Source organism: Sphingobium sp. GW456-12-10-14-TSB1 (genome assembly GCF_059424385.1).
In genome coordinates this window covers 1,190,807-1,209,053 of record NZ_JBWKZI010000001.1, presented here as the reverse complement: position 1 = coordinate 1,209,053, position 18,247 = coordinate 1,190,807, and the positions used below count along the sequence as shown (strand labels likewise).

Here is an 18,247-nt window from a genome sequence, read left to right as displayed (position 1 = left end):
TGGCACCGATGCGCCCTTTACCACGCTCGGAACATCACCAGCGCGTCGACATAGCCAAGGGCAGGATGATCAAACACTTCCGGCAACCGCCCGACCACGGCAAAGCCCATATCCTGCCACAGAGCCACCGCACGTACATTGGACGACACCACGAAGTTGAACTGCATCGCGCGAAAACCCAACGCCCGTGCAAGATCGAGCGAAGCGGCGCACATGCGGCGCGCGACGCCGCGTCCGGTTGCGTGCTGCGCCACGACATAGCCGGCATTGGCGACGTGTGCGCCGCCGCCCATCTGATTGGCGCGCACATAGAATATGCCCAGAACGGCGCCGTCTTCCTCCAGGACGCGCACGGTGCGATCGGACGAGAGCCAGAGGGAGAGGGCGGCTTGCCGCGTCATATCGCGCGGGATGGCCAGCGTTTCGCCCGCGCGAATCACTGGCTCCAATATCGCCCAGATTGCGTCATGATCGGCAGGCGAAATCGCGCGGATCACGCTGGCATCCCCGCGCGCTTGGCCTGCTGCCACAGCGCTTCCTTTTCAGTGAGCGGCAGAGCGGTAAAGGCCTCTCCAGCTAGCGTTTCCATGATCCGGAACCGCCGGTCGAACTTGGCATTGCCCGCGCGCAGAGCAACTTCCGGGTCAACCTTCAAATGCCGTGCGAGGTTGACGACGGCAAACAGCAGATCGCCCACCTCCTCTTCGCGCTCGGCCTGTGTCGTCGCGCCCTGCACCTCGTCCAGTTCCTCGACGATCTTGGCGATCGCGCCATCGCTATCGGGCCAGTCGAACCCAGTCCGGGCCGCGCGCTTCTGCAATTTTTCCGCGCGCAACAATGCGGGCAGGGCGATCGCTACCCCGGCCAGCGCGCTGGGATCAGGCTCCTTTTCGGCCCGCTCAGCCGCCTTGATCGCTTCCCACTGGGCATGGCCGTCCTCCCGCGCCAGGCCGTCGCCAAAGACGTGCGGATGCCGCCGGATCATCTTTTGCGTGATGCCGTCGATCACGTCCTGCAAGCTGAAATGCCCGGCCTGTTCGGCCATCCGGCTGTGAAATGCCACTTGCAGCAGCAGATCGCCCAATTCGTCGCGCAACGCCACCATGTCGCTACGCTCGATCGCGTCGGCAACTTCATAGGCTTCCTCGATCGTGTAGGGCGCGATCGAGGCGAAATCCTGCTCGATGTCCCACGGACAGCCCGTATCGGGATCGCGCAACTGCGCCATGACATTGGCGAGCGGCATGATGTCGGCGGGGCTGGCTTTGGACATGGGGAACCTGCGATGATGATGGAGTCAAAATGGCGATAGTGGCTCTGCCGGGGGATGACCAGACAGGCGTGATCTTAGTCCGATAATATATATTATGTTAAATCACATATCATCTGCGCCTATGTTCGGCTCAGTGTCGGCTTTGCCTCAATCCTCCCGGATCAGGCTGGTTTTCGCCGTGTCCTTCATCCGCACATAGACCACCAGCGAGATGGCGATCATCACGCTGACATAGATGTAGAATGCCTGCTCCATACCGGCTTGCTTGAACCATAAGGCGACCAGTTCCGCCGTCCCGCCGAACATGGTGTTGGCCAGCGCATAAGGCAGCGCGACGCCCAGCGCGCGGATATGCGCGGGAAACAGCTCGGCCTTCACCACGGCGTTGATCGATGTATATCCGGTGACGATCACCAGTCCCACCATCACCAGCAGCCCTGCGACCAGCGGGTTCTTGGTCACCGCCAGCGTCGCAAAGATCGGATAGGTGCAAAGCACGCCCATGACGCCGAAGCCGATCATTAGCGGCTTGCGCCCGATCCGATCCGACAGCGCGCCAGCAACGGGCTGTAACAGCATGAAAACAAAGAGCGTCGCTGCATTGATCTGCGATGCCGCCTCCCGGCTCAACCCGCTCGTATTGACCAGGAATTTCTGCATGTAGATGGAATAGGCATAGAAAGCGATCGTGCCGCCAGCGGTCAACAACATCACCGTCGCGGTTTCACGCGGGTGCTTCGTCAACAATTCGACGAAGCCCGATTTCGGCGCGCCCTCGGCCTTCGCCACGGCAAAGCTCTGCGTTTCCGCCAGCCCGCGCCGCAGCCAGAACACAATGACCGCCAGCCCCCCGCCAATGAAAAAGGGTATCCGCCAGCCCCATGCATCCAGTTGCGCCTCGCTCAGTACGGCCTGCAACACCAGCAGCACGCAGATCGCGACCAGTTGCCCGGCGATGAGCGTCACATATTGAAAGCTGGAAAAAAAGCCGCGCCGGTTCTTGCCTGCCATTTCGGAGAGATAGGTCGCACTCGCGCCATATTCCCCGCCGATCGACAGCCCCTGCATCAACCGCGCCAGCACCAGCAGCAAGGGCGCTGCGACGCCGATCGTCTCATAGCCTGGCGTCACCGCGATCAACAGCGATCCCGCACACATTAGCGCGACCGACAGCGTCAACCCGCTCTTGCGCCCGTGCCGGTCGGCATAAACGCCCATCAGCCATGCGCCGATCGGTCGCATCAGGAAACCGACGGCGAAGATGCCCGCCGCGCTCAGCAACTGGGCTGTACGGTCCTGGCTGGGAAAGAAATGCGGTGCGAAATAGAGGGTGAAGGCGGCATAGGCATACCAGTCATACCATTCGACCAGATTGCCCGTCGAACCGCCGATAATGGCTTTCAGCCGCTCGCGCTGGGTCGGGGCGCCAGTTTCTAGTGGGGCGGTCATGGCGTCAGCACCATTTCGCCATTCTGCACGCCCCAGCTTTTCAGGCGGGACAGCATGTTCATGCCGATCACATTGACCTCGCCAAAGCTGGATGACACCACGACGGGCAGATCGGTCGTTACAATCGGACCGACGACCAGGCTGGCGATGCTGGATCGCCGCGCTTCCACCTTGCCATTGGCGGTGGTCATGACGACGCCGGGCGCGCCGACGTCATAGTTGAGGCCAGACGCGCGCGCGGTATTTTCCGACAGCGCGGTGATGGTCGCGCCGCTGTCTATCAGGAAACGGGCAGGCGTGCCATTGATCGTCGCTTCGACCCAATAATGGCCATCGGGCGCTACGGGAATGCGGATCGACTGGCCTTGCGCCTTGGCTGGCGGCAGCGACGCCGGGCTTTCATCGACAAGATCGCCTTGCTCTGCCCAACGGCCGGTCAGATAGCCTTCGTCCTGCGCCAGTTTGAACAGGCCGAGCAGCCCGGCAAAGATGGCGACCCATAACAACGCCATGCGGAGCACGCCGCCCCAGGCCAGCCGCCGACCGATAAGCGCGGAGCCGACCAGCACCAGTGCCAGCACATACCAGATGGTTGATGCCGCCTGATCGCCGCTGTCCATCAATCCCCCTGCTCCACCGCTTCCAACATTATCACCATGCCGTCATAGCCTGGCTCGACCCCGCTGGGGAGGGTGCGGCGCAATGTCGCATAATCCATGCTCTGGTCCATATGGGTCAGGATCGCGCGACCGGGCCGGGCGGCGGCGATGCCATCCAGCGTCAGCGCCAGATGGGGATGGGTGGGGTGCGGCTTTTCCCGCAGCGCGTCCACCACCCACACATCCACCCTGTCGTACAGCGCCAGCATATCGGGCGTCAGGTCATGAAAATCCGTGGCATAGGCGACGGACCTGCCGCCATGGCTGAAGCGAAAGCCGGTCGAATAGATTTCGCCATGCGGCTGATCGACGCAGGCAATGTCGATGTCGCCGATCCGCAGGCCATCGGGCAAGATCCGCCCGTCGACGGTCGGGTGATAACCGTTGCGCCCTTCAAAGGCATAGCCGAAGCGCTGCCGCAGCAGGTTGAGCGTTTGCGATCGGGCATAGCCGGGCAGCGGCACGCGGCGATGGTGAAACAGCTGCCGGACATCGTCGATGCCATGGCTGTGATCGGCATGGTCATGGGTCCACAAGATCGCGTCGATCGCAATCACATCGGCCGCGAGCAACTGGGCGCGCATGTCGGGCGATGTATCCACCAATATTCGCGTCGTCGCGCTTTCGACCAGAATGGACACGCGGGTACGGCGGTTTTTCGGTTCGGTGGGATCGCACGCCCCCCAATCATTACCGATGCGCGGAACCCCCGACGATGTGCCGCTGCCCAGGATGGTGAGTTTCAGGCTCATGCCACCTTCTTGAACAAGGTGCGGAAATTGGTGGAGGTAGCCGCGGCCAGATCCTCCAGGCTTTCGCCGCGCAGATTGGCGAGGAATTTGGCCGTGTCGGCGACGAAGGCCGGCTCACAGGGACGCCCGCGATGCGGCACCGGCGCCAGAAAGGGTGAGTCCGTTTCCACCAGCAACCGGTCGATCGGCAGGCGCGCGGCGGTTTCCTGCAAATCCTTCGCGCTCTTGAAGGTCACGATGCCCGATATGCTGATGTAGAAGCCCAGTTCCAGCGCGGCGTCGGCAAAGGCGCCGCTGGCGGTGAAACAGTGGATGACGCCGGTATAGGCTCCCTTCCCCATCTCGTCACGCATCACCGCCAGCGTATCTTCCTCCGCATCGCGGGTATGGACGATCAGCGGCAGGCCCGTTTCGCGGGCGGCGACGATGTGCGAGCGGAAGCTGCTGCGCTGCCGGTCACGGTCGCTATGGTCATAATAATAATCCAGGCCCGTCTCGCCGATGCCCACGACGCGGGGGTGCGCTGCGCGGGCGACCAGTTTGGCGGTGTCGATATGGGGATGCTCGTCCGCCTCATGCGGATGGATGCCAACCGTCGCCCACACGTCCGGCGCGCGGATCGCAGTGTCCAGCACCGCGTCCCACTCGCTTTCGCGCGTGGCGATGTTGAGCATAAGGTCGATGCCGGACGCGCGCGCGCGTTCCAGCACATTCTGCTGATCCTCGATCAACCCCTTGTAATTCAGGTGACAATGGCTGTCGATCAGCATGGGTTCACCCGTCCGCTTCGGTCAGTTCGAGCCTGGGAAAGAGCGGCTTGGGCGCGGCGAGGGTGAAGTCGCTCTCGGCCAGTGGCGAATACCAGTGATCGCCGATCGCGTTGTAGCTGCGCTTGTCGGCGGGGATGCCCATATGATCGAGCAGCGCGGTCGCGCTGGCGGGGATGACCGGCAGGACCGCGACGGCCAGTTGCGCGATCGCGATGTAGAGCGTCGCCAGCACCGTCTCCATCCGCTGCGGGTCGGTCTTGCGCAATGACCATGGCGCCTGGGCGTCGATATATTGGTTACAGGCAAAGGCGGCGCGCAGCCATGCGTCGATCGCGACGGACGGCGCGAGATCGGCCATGGCGGCAGGCATGTCGGTACGCACGACCCGGTCGATCAGATCGAACAACTCGCTGTCCGCCGGATCATGTCCGTGGATGGCCGGCAGTCTGCCGTCCAGATTCTTGGCGATGAAGCTCAACGTCCGCTGCGCCAGATTGCCGAACGCATTGCCCAGATCGCTGTTGGAGCGCTGGACGATCGCCTCCGCGCTATAGCTGCCGTCATTGCCGAAAGTGACCTCCGACAACAGGAAATAGCGCAACTGATCCACACCGAACCGATCGGCCAGTTCGATCGGGTCGGCGACATTGCCGACCGATTTGGACATTTTCTCGCCCCGGTTGAGCAGGAAGCCATGACCAAAAATCTGCTTGGGCAAGGGCAGCTTCGCGCTCATCAGAAAGGCTGGCCAGTAAACCGCATGAAAACGCACAATATCCTTGCCGATAATATGCGTGATGTCGCCGCCTTCCGCCCAATATCTTGCCATGCGGTCGGCATCATCGGGATAGCCGCAGCCGGTCAGATAGTTGGTGAGCGCGTCAACCCACACATACATGACATGACCATCGCTGCCGGGCACCTTGACCCCCCAGTCGAAGCTGGTGCGCGAAATGCTCAGGTCCGAAAGGCCGCCTTCGACGAAACGTAAAATCTCGTTGCGGCGGCTGTCCGGACGGATGAAATCGGGCTGGCTTTCGTAGAGCGCCAGCAATTTGTCCTGATAGTTGGACAGGCGGAAGAACCAGCTTTCCTCGACCGTCCATTCAACCGGCGTGCCCTGTGGCGAAAGCTTGGCGCCCCCTTCCCCGTCGGTCAGTTCCTTTTCGTCGTAAAAGGCTTCGTCGCGGACCGAATACCAGCCCTCATACCGATCCAGATACAGGTCGCCATTGGCCTCCATCGCCTGCCAGATGGCCTGGCTGGCGCGATGGTGCGCCGCTTCGCTGGTGCGGATGAAACGATCATGACTGATGTTAAGCCGATCGTTCATATCACGGAAATAGCCCGACATTTCATCGGCCAGCGCGACGGGTTCGATCCCCCGGTTCCGCGCCGTCTGCGCCATTTTCAGGCCATGTTCGTCCGTGCCGGTCTGAAAGAAGACGTCGCGGCCCATCATGCGCTGGAAACGGGCGATCGCGTCGGTCGCGATCACCTCATAGGCGTGGCCGATATGGGGGCGGCCATTGGGATAGGAGATGGCGGTGGTGATGGTATAGGGCTGGGACATGCGATGTCCCTAGCGGCTGTTGCGTCGGGCGGGAAGCCGCTTTTCAGGCCGATGGTGGCGCAAGCGCCGCGACATGGCCGGCCAGTTCAAAAACCACCGCCGCCGGATCGAGCGACAGGATCACCGCCCCGCTCGCCAGATGCCGCGCTTTTTCCCAATGGTCGAGCGCCACGCCGAGCGCGGACCCGCTGCGATGCCGCGCGGCCTGCGCGATGAAGGCGGGCGCGCGTTCCAGAAACGCCTCATAGCGCGGCTTGGCCGATTTGATCGCCAGCGCTTTGGCCAGCGCCAGTCGCTGCCGATTGTCCCGGTCGCCATCCTGCGCGATCCGCGCCATCGCGCTTTCTATGTCCGCCAGGTTCAGGCCCAGATAACGCAGCGCCTTGCCCGGCGACCCCTCGCCCGCGCGGATCAGGGCGTCAATCTCTGTCGGGGACAGGCTTTCATCCTTGCCGCGCAGGATGGCGCGCATCGCCCCGTCGCTCAGCGGATCGAAACGCAGCGTGCGGCAACGCGAACGGATCGTCGGCAGCAACCGGCCCGGCGCGTGGCTGACCAGCAGGAAGATCATGTCGGCGGGCGGCTCTTCCAGATTTTTGAGCAACGCATTGGCCGCGCCTCGCTCCAGATCGTCGGCACTGTCGATCACCACGATCCGCCGGGTCGAAAGCGACGGCGCGGACTGAAGCAACCGTTGCAGTCCGCGCACCTGATCCACGCTGATGTTGCGCGCGGTGACGCCATCCTTTTCCAGCGGGAACAGTTCGGCATAATCGGGATGGGCGCTCGCTTCGATCAGGCGGCGAACCGGGTGGCTTTCCGGCACGTCAAGTCCCGACCCCACCACCGGCGGGCCAGCGGCGTCCGCCAGCAGACGCAGCGCCATCGCGCGCGCGAAGCTGCCCTTGCCGATGCCCTTTGGCCCGCTCAATATCCAGCCATGATGCATCCGCGCGCTGGCCGCCGCGTCGATCAGCGTGCTGGCCTGCGCGTCATGGCCCAGAAGGGACGTCATGGCAGCAGATCCGCCAGCGCATCGATCAGGCGGGCCGTGACCGCGCCGGGTTCGCCGGACGCATCGATCGCGCGGAACCGCGCCGCCTCGTCCGTCGCGAAACGAGCGAAGGCATCCGCCACGGCGCGATGAAAGCTTTGGTCGCGGCCGCCAATCCGGTCCGATGCGCCACCATCCCGCACGCGTGCCCGCGCTTCGGCCTCACCCGCTGGCAAGGTCAGGAACAGGGTCCGGTCAGGCAGAAAGCCCTCACTGCCGATCCGGTGCAGCGTCACAATGTCCGCGTCGGACAGCGCCCCCTGCCCCTGATAGGCCCGGCTTGAATCGAGAAAGCGGTCGGACAGCACCCACGCTCCCCGCGCCAGCGCCGGGCGGATCGTCTTTTCGATATGATCGGCCCGCGCCGCAGCAAACAGCAAAGCCTCCGCCCGCGCGCTCCAGCGATCCGCGCCGCCCGTCAGCAACAGCGAACGGATCGCTTCCGCGCCTTCGCTGCCGCCCGGTTCGCGCGTTTCCACGACCTCCAGCCCGCGCGCGCGCAGAGCGGCGGCAAGGGCGCGTAACTGGGTCGATTTGCCAGCGCCCTCTCCGCCTTCCAGCGTGATGAACCGCCCTTCTATCACCCGAACAGCGATTTCAGGCCATTCCACAACCGGCCGAACATGCCCGCTTCAGCGACATCCGCGCCAGCAACCAGCGGCATAACCTGCGGCGGCGTGTCGGGCGTGGATACGATCAGGTCGGCAATCTTCTGCCCTTTGGCGATCGGCGCCTTGATCGGGCCGGTATAGACCACTTTGACGGAGATATTCGTCGATGCGGTGCGCGGCAGCGTGACCGCCAGATTTTGCGGCGTGACCAGCGGCACGCTGGTCGCGCTGCCCAGCTGGACGTCAGCGGTTTCGACAGTCGCGCCCTTCTTGAACAGGGGCTGCGCCTTCCACGCCTTGAAACCCCAGTCCATGAAGCGGACCGATTCCTGGATGCGCCCGTTAAAGCTGCCCAGCCCCGCCACCACCATCACCAGGCGGCGGCCATCCTGTTCCGCCGATCCGGTAAAGCCATAGCCCGCTTCTTCGGTATGGCCGGTCTTGAGGCCATCGGCCCCCGCGATCTTGCCCAAAATCGGGTTGCGATTGCCCTGCGCAATGTCCGCGCCGCCCATCGTCTTGCCCCAGGTGAAGGAACGGGTGGCGTAGAAACGCTTATAGAGATCGGGCGTTTCCTCGATCGTTCCTTGCGCCAGCTTGGCCAGATCCTCGGCGGTCACATAGGTCACGCCTTCGTCCGGCCAGCCATTGCTGGTGCCGAAATGACTGTTTTTGAGGCCCATGCGCTTGGCCTCCTCATTCATCAGCGCGACGAAAGCCTGCTCGGTCCCGGCAATCCCTTCGGCCAGAACGACGCAGGCGTCATTGCCGGACAGGGTGACTATGCCGTGCAGCAGATTTTCCACCGATACCTGCTCGCCCGCCGACAGGAACATGGTCGAACCGGCAGCCGGGCCATGCCACTGCTTCCAGGTTTCCGGGCGTACGGTGAACATGGTGTCCAGCTTCAATTCGCCCTTCTGGATCAGGCGGAAGGCGACATGGGCGGTCATCATCTTGGCCATGGATGCCGGTGGCATCTTCGTTTCGCCGCCCTTGTCATACAGTACCGCGCCCGACGACAGATCCTTCATATAAGCGATCGGCGCTTCGCTGGTGTAGGGCGGCGCCGCTGCGGTCAGCGGCTGGGCCAACAGCCCGGTGAAGAGGAGGACTGCGACGGACTTGTTCATGGGGCTGCCTTCAAATGGGATGGAATCGCTTGGGTGGTGCGCGATGTCTATCGCGCGTCATTAGCCATGATGCGGCCATTCTCAAACCCCTTGGCTGCGGCGGCGCGCACACCAGCCTGTGCGGCGTCCTGCGTGGGATAGGGGCCAAAGCGCACCCGCCACACGCCGTCGCCCTCCACTGCCCTGGCGCCGATGCGCTTCGCCAGCGTTTCGGCGCGGGCGCGGGATGAGAAGGCAGCGACCTGCACCACATAAGTCCGGGCGGCGGCTGGCGCGGCGGCAGAGGCAGGAGCAACTGGCGCAACAGGCGTTGGCGCCGATGGCGCGCCCGCCTTTTCCACCACGAAGCCATCCTGCCTTGCGGGCGTTGGCGCAATTCCGCGCTTCTCTGGGCCGCGGACCGCCCTGGGCGGCGTCTTGGCGCTTGGCCTTGCTACGACCTTTGCCTTTGCGGGCGTTGCTGCGGGACGGGCGGGCAGCTTGGCCCGCAGCGCGGTCAGCAAGGCGGGCGGGGTTTCCAGCCGCTCTGCCACCCGGCCATGGCTGCGCAGCGCAACCCGTTCCTGATCGGGCGGGCTGACGCGCCGCACCCGCACCGCCGCCGCGCCGTCGTCGATCACGCCCAACTGCTCCGCCGCGCCGCGCGACAGGTCGATGATCCGGTCATTGGCGAAAGGTCCGCGATCATTGACCCGGACCAGGATGGTCCGTCCGGTATCGAGCGCCGTCACCTCGACATAGCTGGGCAGCGGCAATGTCTGGTGCGCGGCGGTAATCGCCTCCGGCACGAAGGTTTCGCCATTGGCCGTCTTGTTGCCCTGCAACTCCTCGCCATACCAGCCGGCATAACCGACCGCATCATAGTTAGGCGCGTCTTCGGGCGTATAGGTGACCTTGCCGACGCTGTAGGGCGCGCCAATCATCAGGGGGTCATCGGATACCATCGCGCCCTGCGCCAGCGGGCGCGGCGATGATGCGGGCGGCGGTGGCACGGGCGGCTGCTCCCCGCCGCTGCACGATGCCAGCAATAGTATAAGCCCGGCCGCCAGAGGCAGCCTCCCCCCCTTATTTGACCGCATCGGCCAGCAACCCCACAGACAGAGCATAGAAATTGGAACAGTTATAATCCAGAATTGCCCGGTAATTGCCGGTCAGCAGATAGGCGGTCTTGCCCGGCCCGTCCGGCTCCAGCAGCGTCGCCATCACCGTATCGGCGGGCCAGGCGCCGCTTTGCGGGGTAAGGCCCAGCTTGCGCCATTCGGCCATGGTCAGCCATCGGCTATGCCGGTTGAATACGCGCGGGCAGCGCGCCGGATTGGTCTTTGCCGCCACGCTGGCGCGGTTCAAGCTGGACGGCACGGAGACCGCCACACCCCAGGGTTGCCCGCGTCGCCATCCGGCCTGCACGAAATAATTGGCGATCGACGCCAGTGCATCCGCCTCACTGGTCCAGATGTCCGCCCGCCCGTCGCCATCGCCATCCTTGGCCAGCCGCAGATAGACCGACGGCAGAAACTGGGGATAGCCTGTCGCCCCGGCCCAACTGCCGACCAGGCGGCTGCGCGGCACACCATTGTCCAGCATCTTCAACGTCGCCAGCAGTTCCGGCTCGAACAGGGTGCGCCGACGCCCCTCATGCGCCAGCGTTGCCAGCGACCGGATCAGGTCGAAATCGCCGACATAGCTGCCATAATTGGTTTCATGGCCATAAATGGCGACCATGATCTCCTCCGGCACGCCGGTTTCCGCCTCTATCCGGGCCAGACGCGCGCGATTGGCCTGATAGGCGGTCTGGCCGCGCCTGATCCGCGCGGCATCGACATGCTGGCGGCGATAGGGTTCGAAATTGGGGATGGGCGAATAAGCGCCACCGCCGGGCTGCGTCTGGTCCAGCGCGATGACCCGTGGATTGGGCGTCAGCGTCGCAAACACGCTGTCCAGCGTCGCGTCACTGATCCCCATCGCCCGCGCCTTGGGTCGCAGGCTTTCCAGATAGGCGCGAAAATCCATCACATCCTGTGCCTGCGCAACCCCCGGCACAACAGTGCCAGCCGTTACGCCAGCCAGCCCCAGCAACAGCGAAAATACAGACGAACGCAGAGAATCTCTCATCCCCCCGTTGTTGCACAGGCCGGACGGCAGGTGAATCCCCTTAATGGCAACTATGGCCCGTTTAGACGACGAACCGAGCCCCAGGCGATTTTTGCGCTTGGCAAGCCAGCACAGCGCGCTAGGAAGCGAGGCGACGGAAGGGTGGCAGAGTGGTCGATTGCAGCGGTCTTGAAAACCGCCGATGTGCAAGCATCCGTGGGTTCGAATCCCACCCCTTCCGCCAATATCGCATCTCGCTAGAGGTTTTGACGCGCGGCCTATCCGGCCTCGCGGTGCTCAGGCGTAGGTTCCGGGCGCAATCCGTTTCAGGCTGATTTCGCGTTGCGGGGTTGGGTCCACCGTGCTGACCGATGGCTCGGCGATCACCGCCAATGGGTCTATCTCTCGGCTCAGCAACAGGCCGCAACGCTCCACGCCGCACCAGATCACCGTGCCGCATACTTCCAGATAGTCGGCAATCACCGTAACGCGCGCGCCGATCGGCGGTAGATACAGGCCGGTGACGAGCGCGCCGTAGGAGGAGATATTCAGGATGGTGACGGGTTCGGTAACACCGTCCCATAAAAGCGTCGCGCGGGCATTGGCTATGAAGCGGCTTTCGCGGCGACGTTGGACCTGCGGCCTGTAATGGATGCTGTTCATCGCTGTCTCCCGGTTTCCCCCCAGGATCAGATGTGAATCTGTCGCAGCAATCTTGCAGAAGCGATAAGCGGGCTGGTTAACAGGGGGGCAGCTATGAACGGGTCTCTGCCCCCCCGATTGGAAATCAGGCCAGCGCGCCGTGGCAATGCTTGTATTTCTGGCCCGAACCACAGGGGCACGGCGCATTGCGACTGATGTCCAGATTGGCGAATTCGCCGGCCGGGACCGCAGGCGCGCGCGGGATCGTCGTCGTGATCCCGCCAAATGTCCCTGCATCGAAATCGGCGCTGTTATCTTCGCCGGAGAAAGGATCGATATGGGTCGTGATAAAATCAGGTAGCACGGGCAGGTCGAATTCGGGCAGCGGCGCGTCCATGCGGAACTGCACCCGCGCGATCGATCCCGTCACATCCTCCCGGATATTTTCCAGCATCCGCTCGAACAGGGCAAAGGCTTCCTGCTTATATTCGTTGATCGGCGTCTTTTGCGCATAGGCGCGCAGATGCACGACCTGACGCAGCGCATCAAGCGTCGAGAGATGCTCTTTCCAGTGATGATCGAGGCTCTGGAGCAGGATCGACTTTTCGATCATGTGCCAGTCCGCAGGATCGACCTCCCGCACCTTGTCCGCGACGGTTTCGTCGGCCAGGGCGGAGAGCCGCTCCTCGATCATTTCAGGGTCGACCGCATCTTCGGCCAGCCAGGCGTCGAAATCCGGCTCAAGGCCCAGAATTTCCAGCGTTCGCGCCTTCAGCTTGGCGATGTCCCATTGTTCGGGATAGGTGCCGGGCGGGCAGCTGCTGCCGACAATGTCGTTGACCGTTTCATGGCGCATGTCGGTGACGACATCGTCGACCGTCTCTGCATCCATGATGTCGGACCGCTGCTCGTAAATCACCTTGCGCTGGTCGTTCATGACGTCGTCATATTCGACGACCTGCTTGCGAATGTCGTAGTTGCGCGCCTCGACCTTCTTCTGCGCGGTCTCGATCGCCTTGCTCAGCCATTTGGACGGGGGCAGCGCTTCGCCATCTTCCAGGTTGGACCGGATCATCTTGGCGAACATTGTGTCCGGGCCAAAGATGCGCATCAGGTCGTCGTCCAGGCTGAGGTAGAAGCGCGACAGGCCAGGATCGCCCTGACGCCCCGAACGGCCGCGCAGCTGGTTGTCGATACGGCGGCTTTCATGCCGCTCGGTCGCCAGCACGAACAGACCGCCGGCCGCCAGCACTTCGGCTTTCTCCGCCGCAATTTCCGCCCTGATCGCTTCGATCGCGGCGTCGCGCTCCGGCCCTTCGGGCATGTCGCGCAATTCATCCTCGACCCGTAGTTCCAGATTGCCGCCCAGCTGGATGTCGGTCCCGCGCCCGGCCATGTTGGTGGCGATCGTCACCACGCCCTTGCGCCCGGCCTGCGCCACGATATGCGCTTCGCTCTCATGGAAGCGCGCGTTCAGCACCGCGTGCGGCACGCCTTCCTGGTTGAGGAATTCGGACAGCATTTCGGACTTTTCGATCGACACGGTCCCGACCAGCACTGGCTGGCCCTTTTCCGAATGTTCCTTGATCGTGCGGGCAATGCCGCGGAACTTGTCCTCGATATTCTTGTAGAAACTGTCCTGCTCGTCGATCCGCTGCACCGGCTTGTTGGTGGGGATGGTGACGACGTTCATCTTGTAGATTTCGTAGAATTCGGTCGCTTCGGTGGAAGCGGTGCCGGTCATGCCCGAAATCTTGGGATACATGCGGAAATAATTCTGGAAGGTGACCGACGCCAGCGTCTGGTTCTCCGGCTCGATCTGGACGCCTTCCTTGGCTTCCACAGCCTGATGCAGCCCGTCGGACCAGCGGCGTCCGTCCATCATGCGACCGGTAAATTCGTCGATGATGACGACCTTGCCGTCCTTGACGATATAATCGATGTCGCGGCGGAACATCACGACCGCGCGCAGCGCCTGGTTCACATGATGGACGACCTGCGTATTCTCGAAATCATAGAGGTTGCTGCCCTGCAGCAACCCCGCCGCCTCCAGCAGCCGCTCGATCTTTTCGGTCCCCTCTTCAGTCAGGGTGACGGAACGCTGTTTCTCGTCCTTTTCATAATCGGATTCGTCGATCTGCTTCACGATCGCATCGACCGCGACATAGAGTTCCGACTTGTCGTCGGTCGGCCCGGAAATGATCAGCGGCGTGCGCGCCTCGTCGATCAGGATCGAGTCCACTTCGTCGACGATGGCGAAATTGAAGGGGCGCTGGACCATCGACGCGCGGTCATATTTCATATTGTCGCGCAGATAGTCGAAGCCCAGCTCGTTATTCGTCGCATAGGTAATGTCGGCGGCATAGGCGGCGCGGCGCTGATCCTCGCTGATGTTCGGCACGATCACGCCGGTCGTCAGCCCCAGGAAGCGATAGACCTGCCCCATCCATTCGCAGTCGCGGCTGGCCAGATAGTCGTTTACGGTAACGACATGGACGCCCTTGCCCTCCAGCGCGTTGAGATAGGTGGCCAGCGTCGCCACCAGCGTCTTGCCCTCACCCGTCCGCATTTCGGCGATTTCGCCGCGATGCAGGACGATACCGCCCACCATCTGCACATCGAAATGCCGCATGCCCAGCACCCGGACGGCAGCTTCGCGTACCGTTGCAAAGGCTTCCGGCAGCAGGTCGTCCAGCGTCTCGCCAGCGGCCAGCCGTTCACGAAAACGCACCGTCTGCGCTGCCAGATCCGCGTCGTTCAGCGCCTGAACCGATGGCTCGAACGAGGCGATCTTGTCGACGATCTTGCCCAGCGACTTCACATAGCGTTCGTTGGACGATCCGAAGATGGACTTGGCGAGGGCGCCGAACATGCAAATTCCTGACTTTACGGGGATGTGCGGGGCGAAAACGCCCCGCACGCAAATATGCGCCGCGATTTAGGGTGTGGGCGTTGGATAGTCAATTCGCTCAAGTGACACACTCCGGCAGGCCATCAAAGCGCCAATGCTCTGGCTACCAACCCGGTCGGGTCCGCAAGCGGATTCCGCCAGTCCGCTCGACCGGGATGAGAGACCGTAACGACCCTTCGGCCATCCAATGCTTGATGGCATTCGCTAGCCCATCCCCGATCGTTGGTTTCGCGATAACTATCGATGAGTTGACTCGCGCCGAGACGCTCTCGAACCCGCGTCCGGCTGTCCCGCCGAAACAGAGTAAAGCCGTGACGTTCAGGCTGTCGATTACGGCCTGATGCACCGGCCAACAATCCCGGATCAATTGCGCTTTCTGTTGCCGTAACGCAGCTTCGGAAGAGGTTCGGACAAATATAAGGTTGCTCGCTGGGACTTCTCTTGGCGCCAGTTTGAGCCGTGCCAACATATGCAATATCCGAGGCTGCATACCCCATGTTCCTGGGGCAGCGCCTTGCCACGACTCATCAGCATAGGCCGACCATGAAGCAGGCTGCGTCCAAAATTGGTCAATATCGGCAGCGACAGTTTCAGAAACCTGATCAACAGGATTTCCACCAGGATTCAGGCCGAGAATATACAGGTCGCTCTTTTTTGAAAAAGCTGATCTACCGGAATAGAATACTGACCCGGATGATTGTAGTATATTTGGAGCGATTGCGGACAGTGCTTGGTCTATTGATGAATTATCGCCACGCTTGATTTCAATGGTCATAACTCCTGCACTCCCTCGGCTACACGGTATCACCTAATCATTGCTAAACGGGAAGGTAAGGCAAGTGAAAGTTGCTAAACGACCAAGTATCTGATTTATATTGTTTTTTTGATGGAAAGTTGCCCTGTATTATTTGCTTCGTATCTCGTATCGGGTTGCCATGAGCAAGCCCTCCCCCCTCGCCCCCGCCGCCTTTCCGGCCCTGCCTCCGATCGCAGGTGTGACGCTGCGTCGCGCCCGTGCCGGATACAAGGCGTGGGAGCGGTGCGACCTCACCTATGTCGAACTCGACGCAGGCACGGCGGTCGCTGGCGTGACGACGCAGAGCAAATGCCCCTCCCCCGAAGTCGAATGGTGTCGGGACGCCATTCCGCTGGGGTCGGCGCGCGCGCTCGTCGTCAATGCGGGCAATGCCAATGCTTTCACTGGCCATCGCGGTCGCGCGGCGGTGGAGGCGATCGCGGCCAAGGTCGCCAATCACCTTTCCTGCAAGCCCTCGGACATATTCGTCTCCTCGACCGGGGTGATCGGCGTGCCCTTGCCCATCGACAAGGCAGAGGCCGGTCTTGAAGCGGCCTTTGCCGCCGCCCCCTGCGGCTGGGAAGATGCCGCCAACAGCATCGGCACGACCGACACTTTCGCCAAGGGCGCCCATGTCTCCGCCATGATCGGGGGAACGCGGGTCGATCTGGTCGGCATCATCAAGGGGTCGGGCATGATCGCGCCGGATATGGCGACGATGCTCGGCTATATCTTCACCAATGCCACGATCGACCCGGCGCTGCTGCAATCCATGCTCTCGGCCGCCAACACTCGCAGCTTTTCCTGCATCACGGTCGATAGCGATACGTCGACCAGCGATACGGTACTGGCCTTTGCCACCGGCAAGGCAGGCAACGCGCCGCTCACCAGCATGGACGATACAGGCGCCGATGCCTTTGCCGCCGCGCTGGCCGATCTGTGCCGCCAACTTGCCCATCTCGTCGTGCGCGATGGCGAAGGCGCGACCAAATTTGTCGAGATCAGTGTCGAGGGCGCAACCAGCGACGACAGCGCGCACAGGATTGCCCTGTCGATCGCCAACTCGCCGCTGGTCAAGACGGCGATTGCAGGTGAGGACGCCAATTGGGGCCGTGTCGTCATGGCGATCGGCAAGGCTGGCGAACCGGCTGATCGCGACCTGCTCTCCATCCGTTTCGGCGCGACTCAGGTGGCGACCGGCGGCCTGGCGGTGAAGGGCTATGACGAAGCGCCGGTTGCCGCGCATCTGAAGGGGCAGGACATCGTCATCGGCGTCGACCTGGGGCTGGGCGAGGGCCGCGCGACGGTGTGGACCTGTGACCTCACCCATGGCTATATTTCGATCAATGCGGACTATCGCAGTTGATGCTGGAACTGCACGCCCCGGTCGTCGCGCTGATGCGCGATGTGGCCCGCAATGTCGTGATGCCCCGCTACCAGAATCTGGCGAGCAGCGAGATCAGTGAAAAGGCGGATGCCGACGATCTGGTCACCATCGCGGACAAGGAAAGCGAAATCCGGCTGGCCGAGGGGCTGGCCGCGATCCTGCCCGAAGCAGGCATTATCGGGGAGGAAGCCTGCGCTGCCGACCCTTCGATACTCGACCGGGCGGGCGATGGTCTCAACTGGATCATCGACCCGATCGACGGCACCGGCAATTTCGCTGCCGGCAAGCCGCCCTTCGGCATCATGATCGCGCTGGCGGATGCCGGGACGACGCTGGCCGGCTGGATTCTCGATCCGATCAGCGGACGGCTGTGCCATGCGATGCTGGGCGGTGGCAGTCATATCGATGATGAACGGGTGCAGGCGCGTGAAAGTGGCGGTGCTTTGCCGATCGCAGCGCTGGCGGTCTATTTCATGACGCCGGACGAGCGCGCCGACATCGCCCTACGGTCGCAGGACAGGTTCGCGCTGGTCGATATTCCCCGCTGTGCGGCCGAACAATATCCCCGGCTGGTGCTGGGACAGAATGATGTGTCGGTGTTCGCCCGCACCCTGCCATGGGACCATGCGGCGGGCACATTGTTCCTGAATGAAGCGGGCGGTTGCTGTCAGCGGCTCGATGGTACCGCCTATGTCGTGGGCGACATGCGCCGGGGTCTGCTCGGTGCATCCTCGCCAAGGCTGTGGGACATGGCGGCGGAACTGCTGTTTCGCTGATCATCCGGACGTCGTATCCGTTACGACGCCCGGACCACCTGATCAGAGGGCGCCTTCGATCCAGCTCTTGAGCGCGCTCTTGGGCGCTGCGCCAACCTTGGTCGCCGCCGGTTCGCCATTTTTGAACAGGATCATCGTCGGGATGCCGCGCACGCCATATTGACCCGGCGCATCGGGATTTTCGTCGATATTGACCTTGGCGATCGTCAGCTTGTCACCCAGCTCGTCGGAGATTTCCTCCAGAGCCGGGCCGATCATCTTGCACGGGCCGCACCATTCGGCCCAGAAATCGACAAGCACGGGCTTGTCGGAATCGATCACGTCAGCCTTGAAGCTGCTGTCGGTAACTGCCTTGGTGGCCATGACTATA

Annotated in this window: 18 protein-coding genes and 1 tRNA gene; 3 read left to right on the top strand and 16 right to left on the bottom strand. The window is 62.7% G+C overall.

The annotated features are described in order from the left end of the window. Nucleotides 1-17: 17 nt before the first annotated feature. From AC07X9_RS05865 to AC07X9_RS05810, 12 genes are all read right to left on the bottom strand, one after another. Nucleotides 18-530: a GNAT family N-acetyltransferase gene (locus tag AC07X9_RS05865; protein ID WP_017182372.1), complete on the bottom strand. Its 513-nt coding sequence runs from the start codon at nt 528-530 to the stop codon at nt 18-20. Beyond that, the gene (mazG, locus tag AC07X9_RS05860; RefSeq protein ID WP_017182371.1) at nt 494-1,273 is read right to left on the bottom strand and encodes a nucleoside triphosphate pyrophosphohydrolase; all 780 of its coding nucleotides are present in this window, start codon (nt 1,271-1,273) and stop codon (nt 494-496) included. Before mazG ends, AC07X9_RS05865 begins: the two co-directional genes overlap by 37 nt. 147 nt (nt 1,274-1,420) lie before the next feature. After that, nucleotides 1,421-2,722 (bottom strand): MFS transporter, encoded by a 1,302-nt coding sequence (locus tag AC07X9_RS05855; RefSeq protein ID WP_017182370.1) that lies wholly within the window; start codon nt 2,720-2,722, stop codon nt 1,421-1,423. Beyond that, nucleotides 2,719-3,342 (bottom strand): retropepsin-like aspartic protease family protein, encoded by a 624-nt coding sequence (locus AC07X9_RS05850; protein ID WP_017182369.1) that lies wholly within the window; start codon nt 3,340-3,342, stop codon nt 2,719-2,721. The genes AC07X9_RS05855 and AC07X9_RS05850 overlap by 4 nt, the downstream gene beginning before the upstream one ends. Continuing rightward, nucleotides 3,342-4,133 (bottom strand): MBL fold metallo-hydrolase, encoded by a 792-nt coding sequence (locus AC07X9_RS05845; RefSeq protein WP_017182368.1) that lies wholly within the window; start codon nt 4,131-4,133, stop codon nt 3,342-3,344. Before AC07X9_RS05845 ends, AC07X9_RS05850 begins: the two co-directional genes overlap by 1 nt. Beyond that, nucleotides 4,130-4,903 carry a TatD family hydrolase gene (locus AC07X9_RS05840; RefSeq protein ID WP_017182367.1) on the bottom strand — a complete coding sequence of 258 codons (774 nt, stop codon included), beginning with the start codon at nt 4,901-4,903 and terminating at the stop codon, nt 4,130-4,132. Before AC07X9_RS05840 ends, AC07X9_RS05845 begins: the two co-directional genes overlap by 4 nt. 4 nt (nt 4,904-4,907) lie before the next feature. Further along, complete coding sequence (gene metG / locus AC07X9_RS05835) at nt 4,908-6,476, bottom strand: methionine--tRNA ligase (protein ID WP_017182366.1); 1,569 nt, start codon at nt 6,474-6,476, stop codon at nt 4,908-4,910. Nucleotides 6,477-6,519: 43 nt separating this feature from the next. Next, a complete protein-coding gene (locus AC07X9_RS05830) occupies nt 6,520-7,491 on the bottom strand; it encodes a DNA polymerase III delta subunit-related protein (RefSeq protein ID WP_017182365.1) in 972 nt (323 codons plus the stop codon). Continuing rightward, nucleotides 7,488-8,114: a dTMP kinase gene (tmk, locus tag AC07X9_RS05825; RefSeq protein ID WP_017182364.1), complete on the bottom strand. Its 627-nt coding sequence runs from the start codon at nt 8,112-8,114 to the stop codon at nt 7,488-7,490. Before tmk ends, AC07X9_RS05830 begins: the two co-directional genes overlap by 4 nt. After that, nucleotides 8,111-9,274 (bottom strand): D-alanyl-D-alanine carboxypeptidase family protein, encoded by a 1,164-nt coding sequence (locus tag AC07X9_RS05820; protein WP_017182363.1) that lies wholly within the window; start codon nt 9,272-9,274, stop codon nt 8,111-8,113. Before AC07X9_RS05820 ends, tmk begins: the two co-directional genes overlap by 4 nt. A 47-nt stretch (nt 9,275-9,321) precedes the next feature. Further along, entirely contained in the window at nt 9,322-10,353 is a 1,032-nt protein-coding gene (locus tag AC07X9_RS05815) for a septal ring lytic transglycosylase RlpA family protein (protein ID WP_026002254.1), read from the bottom strand. After that, nucleotides 10,340-11,386, bottom strand: coding sequence for a lytic murein transglycosylase (locus tag AC07X9_RS05810; RefSeq protein WP_037514318.1), 1,047 nt, complete (start codon nt 11,384-11,386; stop codon nt 10,340-10,342). The genes AC07X9_RS05815 and AC07X9_RS05810 overlap by 14 nt, the downstream gene beginning before the upstream one ends. Nucleotides 11,387-11,521: 135 nt before the next feature. On the opposite strand from AC07X9_RS05810, the gene AC07X9_RS05805 reads away from it, so the two are divergent. Further along, a tRNA-Ser gene (locus AC07X9_RS05805) sits at nt 11,522-11,609 on the top strand. Between the two features lie 53 nt (nt 11,610-11,662). Here the strand turns inward: AC07X9_RS05805 and AC07X9_RS05800 are convergent. The 3 genes from AC07X9_RS05800 to AC07X9_RS05790 form a co-directional block, all read right to left on the bottom strand. Continuing rightward, on the bottom strand, nt 11,663-12,028 hold the full coding sequence (locus AC07X9_RS05800) for a PilZ domain-containing protein (protein WP_017184401.1): 366 nt from the start codon (nt 12,026-12,028) through the stop codon (nt 11,663-11,665). A gap of 124 nt (nt 12,029-12,152) precedes the next feature. Further along, nucleotides 12,153-14,879: a preprotein translocase subunit SecA gene (secA, locus tag AC07X9_RS05795; RefSeq protein ID WP_017184402.1), complete on the bottom strand. Its 2,727-nt coding sequence runs from the start codon at nt 14,877-14,879 to the stop codon at nt 12,153-12,155. A gap of 142 nt (nt 14,880-15,021) precedes the next feature. Beyond that, nucleotides 15,022-15,693: a hypothetical protein gene (locus tag AC07X9_RS05790; protein ID WP_140159570.1), complete on the bottom strand. Its 672-nt coding sequence runs from the start codon at nt 15,691-15,693 to the stop codon at nt 15,022-15,024. A gap of 160 nt (nt 15,694-15,853) precedes the next feature. Between AC07X9_RS05790 and argJ the strand changes: the two genes are divergently transcribed. Further along, nucleotides 15,854-17,080 carry a bifunctional glutamate N-acetyltransferase/amino-acid acetyltransferase ArgJ gene (gene argJ, locus AC07X9_RS05785; RefSeq protein WP_086485644.1) on the top strand — a complete coding sequence of 409 codons (1,227 nt, stop codon included), beginning with the start codon at nt 15,854-15,856 and terminating at the stop codon, nt 17,078-17,080. Beyond that, nucleotides 17,077-17,877, top strand: coding sequence for an inositol monophosphatase family protein (locus AC07X9_RS05780; RefSeq protein ID WP_167383154.1), 801 nt, complete (start codon nt 17,077-17,079; stop codon nt 17,875-17,877). The genes argJ and AC07X9_RS05780 overlap by 4 nt, the downstream gene beginning before the upstream one ends. A gap of 42 nt (nt 17,878-17,919) precedes the next feature. Here AC07X9_RS05780 and trxA read toward each other — a convergent pair whose 3' ends face one another. After that, the gene (trxA, locus tag AC07X9_RS05775) at nt 17,920-18,240 is read right to left on the bottom strand and encodes a thioredoxin TrxA (protein ID WP_017184405.1); all 321 of its coding nucleotides are present in this window, start codon (nt 18,238-18,240) and stop codon (nt 17,920-17,922) included. Nucleotides 18,241-18,247 lie beyond the last annotated feature (7 nt).

What these genes read in the sequence shown, in the direction of transcription:
- mazG (WP_017182371.1), bottom strand. Translation starts at nt 1,273, where the DNA reads ATGTCCAAAGCCAGCCCCGCCGACATCATGCCGCTCGCCAATGTCATG.
- AC07X9_RS05855 (WP_017182370.1), bottom strand. Translation starts at nt 2,722, where the DNA reads ATGACCGCCCCACTAGAAACTGGCGCCCCGACCCAGCGCGAGCGGCTG.
- AC07X9_RS05850 (WP_017182369.1), bottom strand. Translation starts at nt 3,342, where the DNA reads ATGGACAGCGGCGATCAGGCGGCATCAACCATCTGGTATGTGCTGGCA.
- AC07X9_RS05845 (WP_017182368.1), bottom strand. Translation starts at nt 4,133, where the DNA reads ATGAGCCTGAAACTCACCATCCTGGGCAGCGGCACATCGTCGGGGGTT.
- AC07X9_RS05840 (WP_017182367.1), bottom strand. Translation starts at nt 4,903, where the DNA reads ATGCTGATCGACAGCCATTGTCACCTGAATTACAAGGGGTTGATCGAG.
- metG (WP_017182366.1), bottom strand. Translation starts at nt 6,476, where the DNA reads ATGTCCCAGCCCTATACCATCACCACCGCCATCTCCTATCCCAATGGC.
- AC07X9_RS05830 (WP_017182365.1), bottom strand. Translation starts at nt 7,491, where the DNA reads ATGACGTCCCTTCTGGGCCATGACGCGCAGGCCAGCACGCTGATCGAC.
- AC07X9_RS05820 (WP_017182363.1), bottom strand. Translation starts at nt 9,274, where the DNA reads ATGAACAAGTCCGTCGCAGTCCTCCTCTTCACCGGGCTGTTGGCCCAG.
- AC07X9_RS05815 (WP_026002254.1), bottom strand. Translation starts at nt 10,353, where the DNA reads ATGCGGTCAAATAAGGGGGGGAGGCTGCCTCTGGCGGCCGGGCTTATA.
- AC07X9_RS05810 (WP_037514318.1), bottom strand. Translation starts at nt 11,386, where the DNA reads ATGAGAGATTCTCTGCGTTCGTCTGTATTTTCGCTGTTGCTGGGGCTG.
- AC07X9_RS05800 (WP_017184401.1), bottom strand. Translation starts at nt 12,028, where the DNA reads ATGAACAGCATCCATTACAGGCCGCAGGTCCAACGTCGCCGCGAAAGC.
- secA (WP_017184402.1), bottom strand. Translation starts at nt 14,879, where the DNA reads ATGTTCGGCGCCCTCGCCAAGTCCATCTTCGGATCGTCCAACGAACGC.
- AC07X9_RS05790 (WP_140159570.1), bottom strand. Translation starts at nt 15,693, where the DNA reads ATGACCATTGAAATCAAGCGTGGCGATAATTCATCAATAGACCAAGCA.
- argJ (WP_086485644.1), top strand. Translation starts at nt 15,854, where the DNA reads ATGAGCAAGCCCTCCCCCCTCGCCCCCGCCGCCTTTCCGGCCCTGCCT.
- trxA (WP_017184405.1), bottom strand. Translation starts at nt 18,240, where the DNA reads ATGGCCACCAAGGCAGTTACCGACAGCAGCTTCAAGGCTGACGTGATC.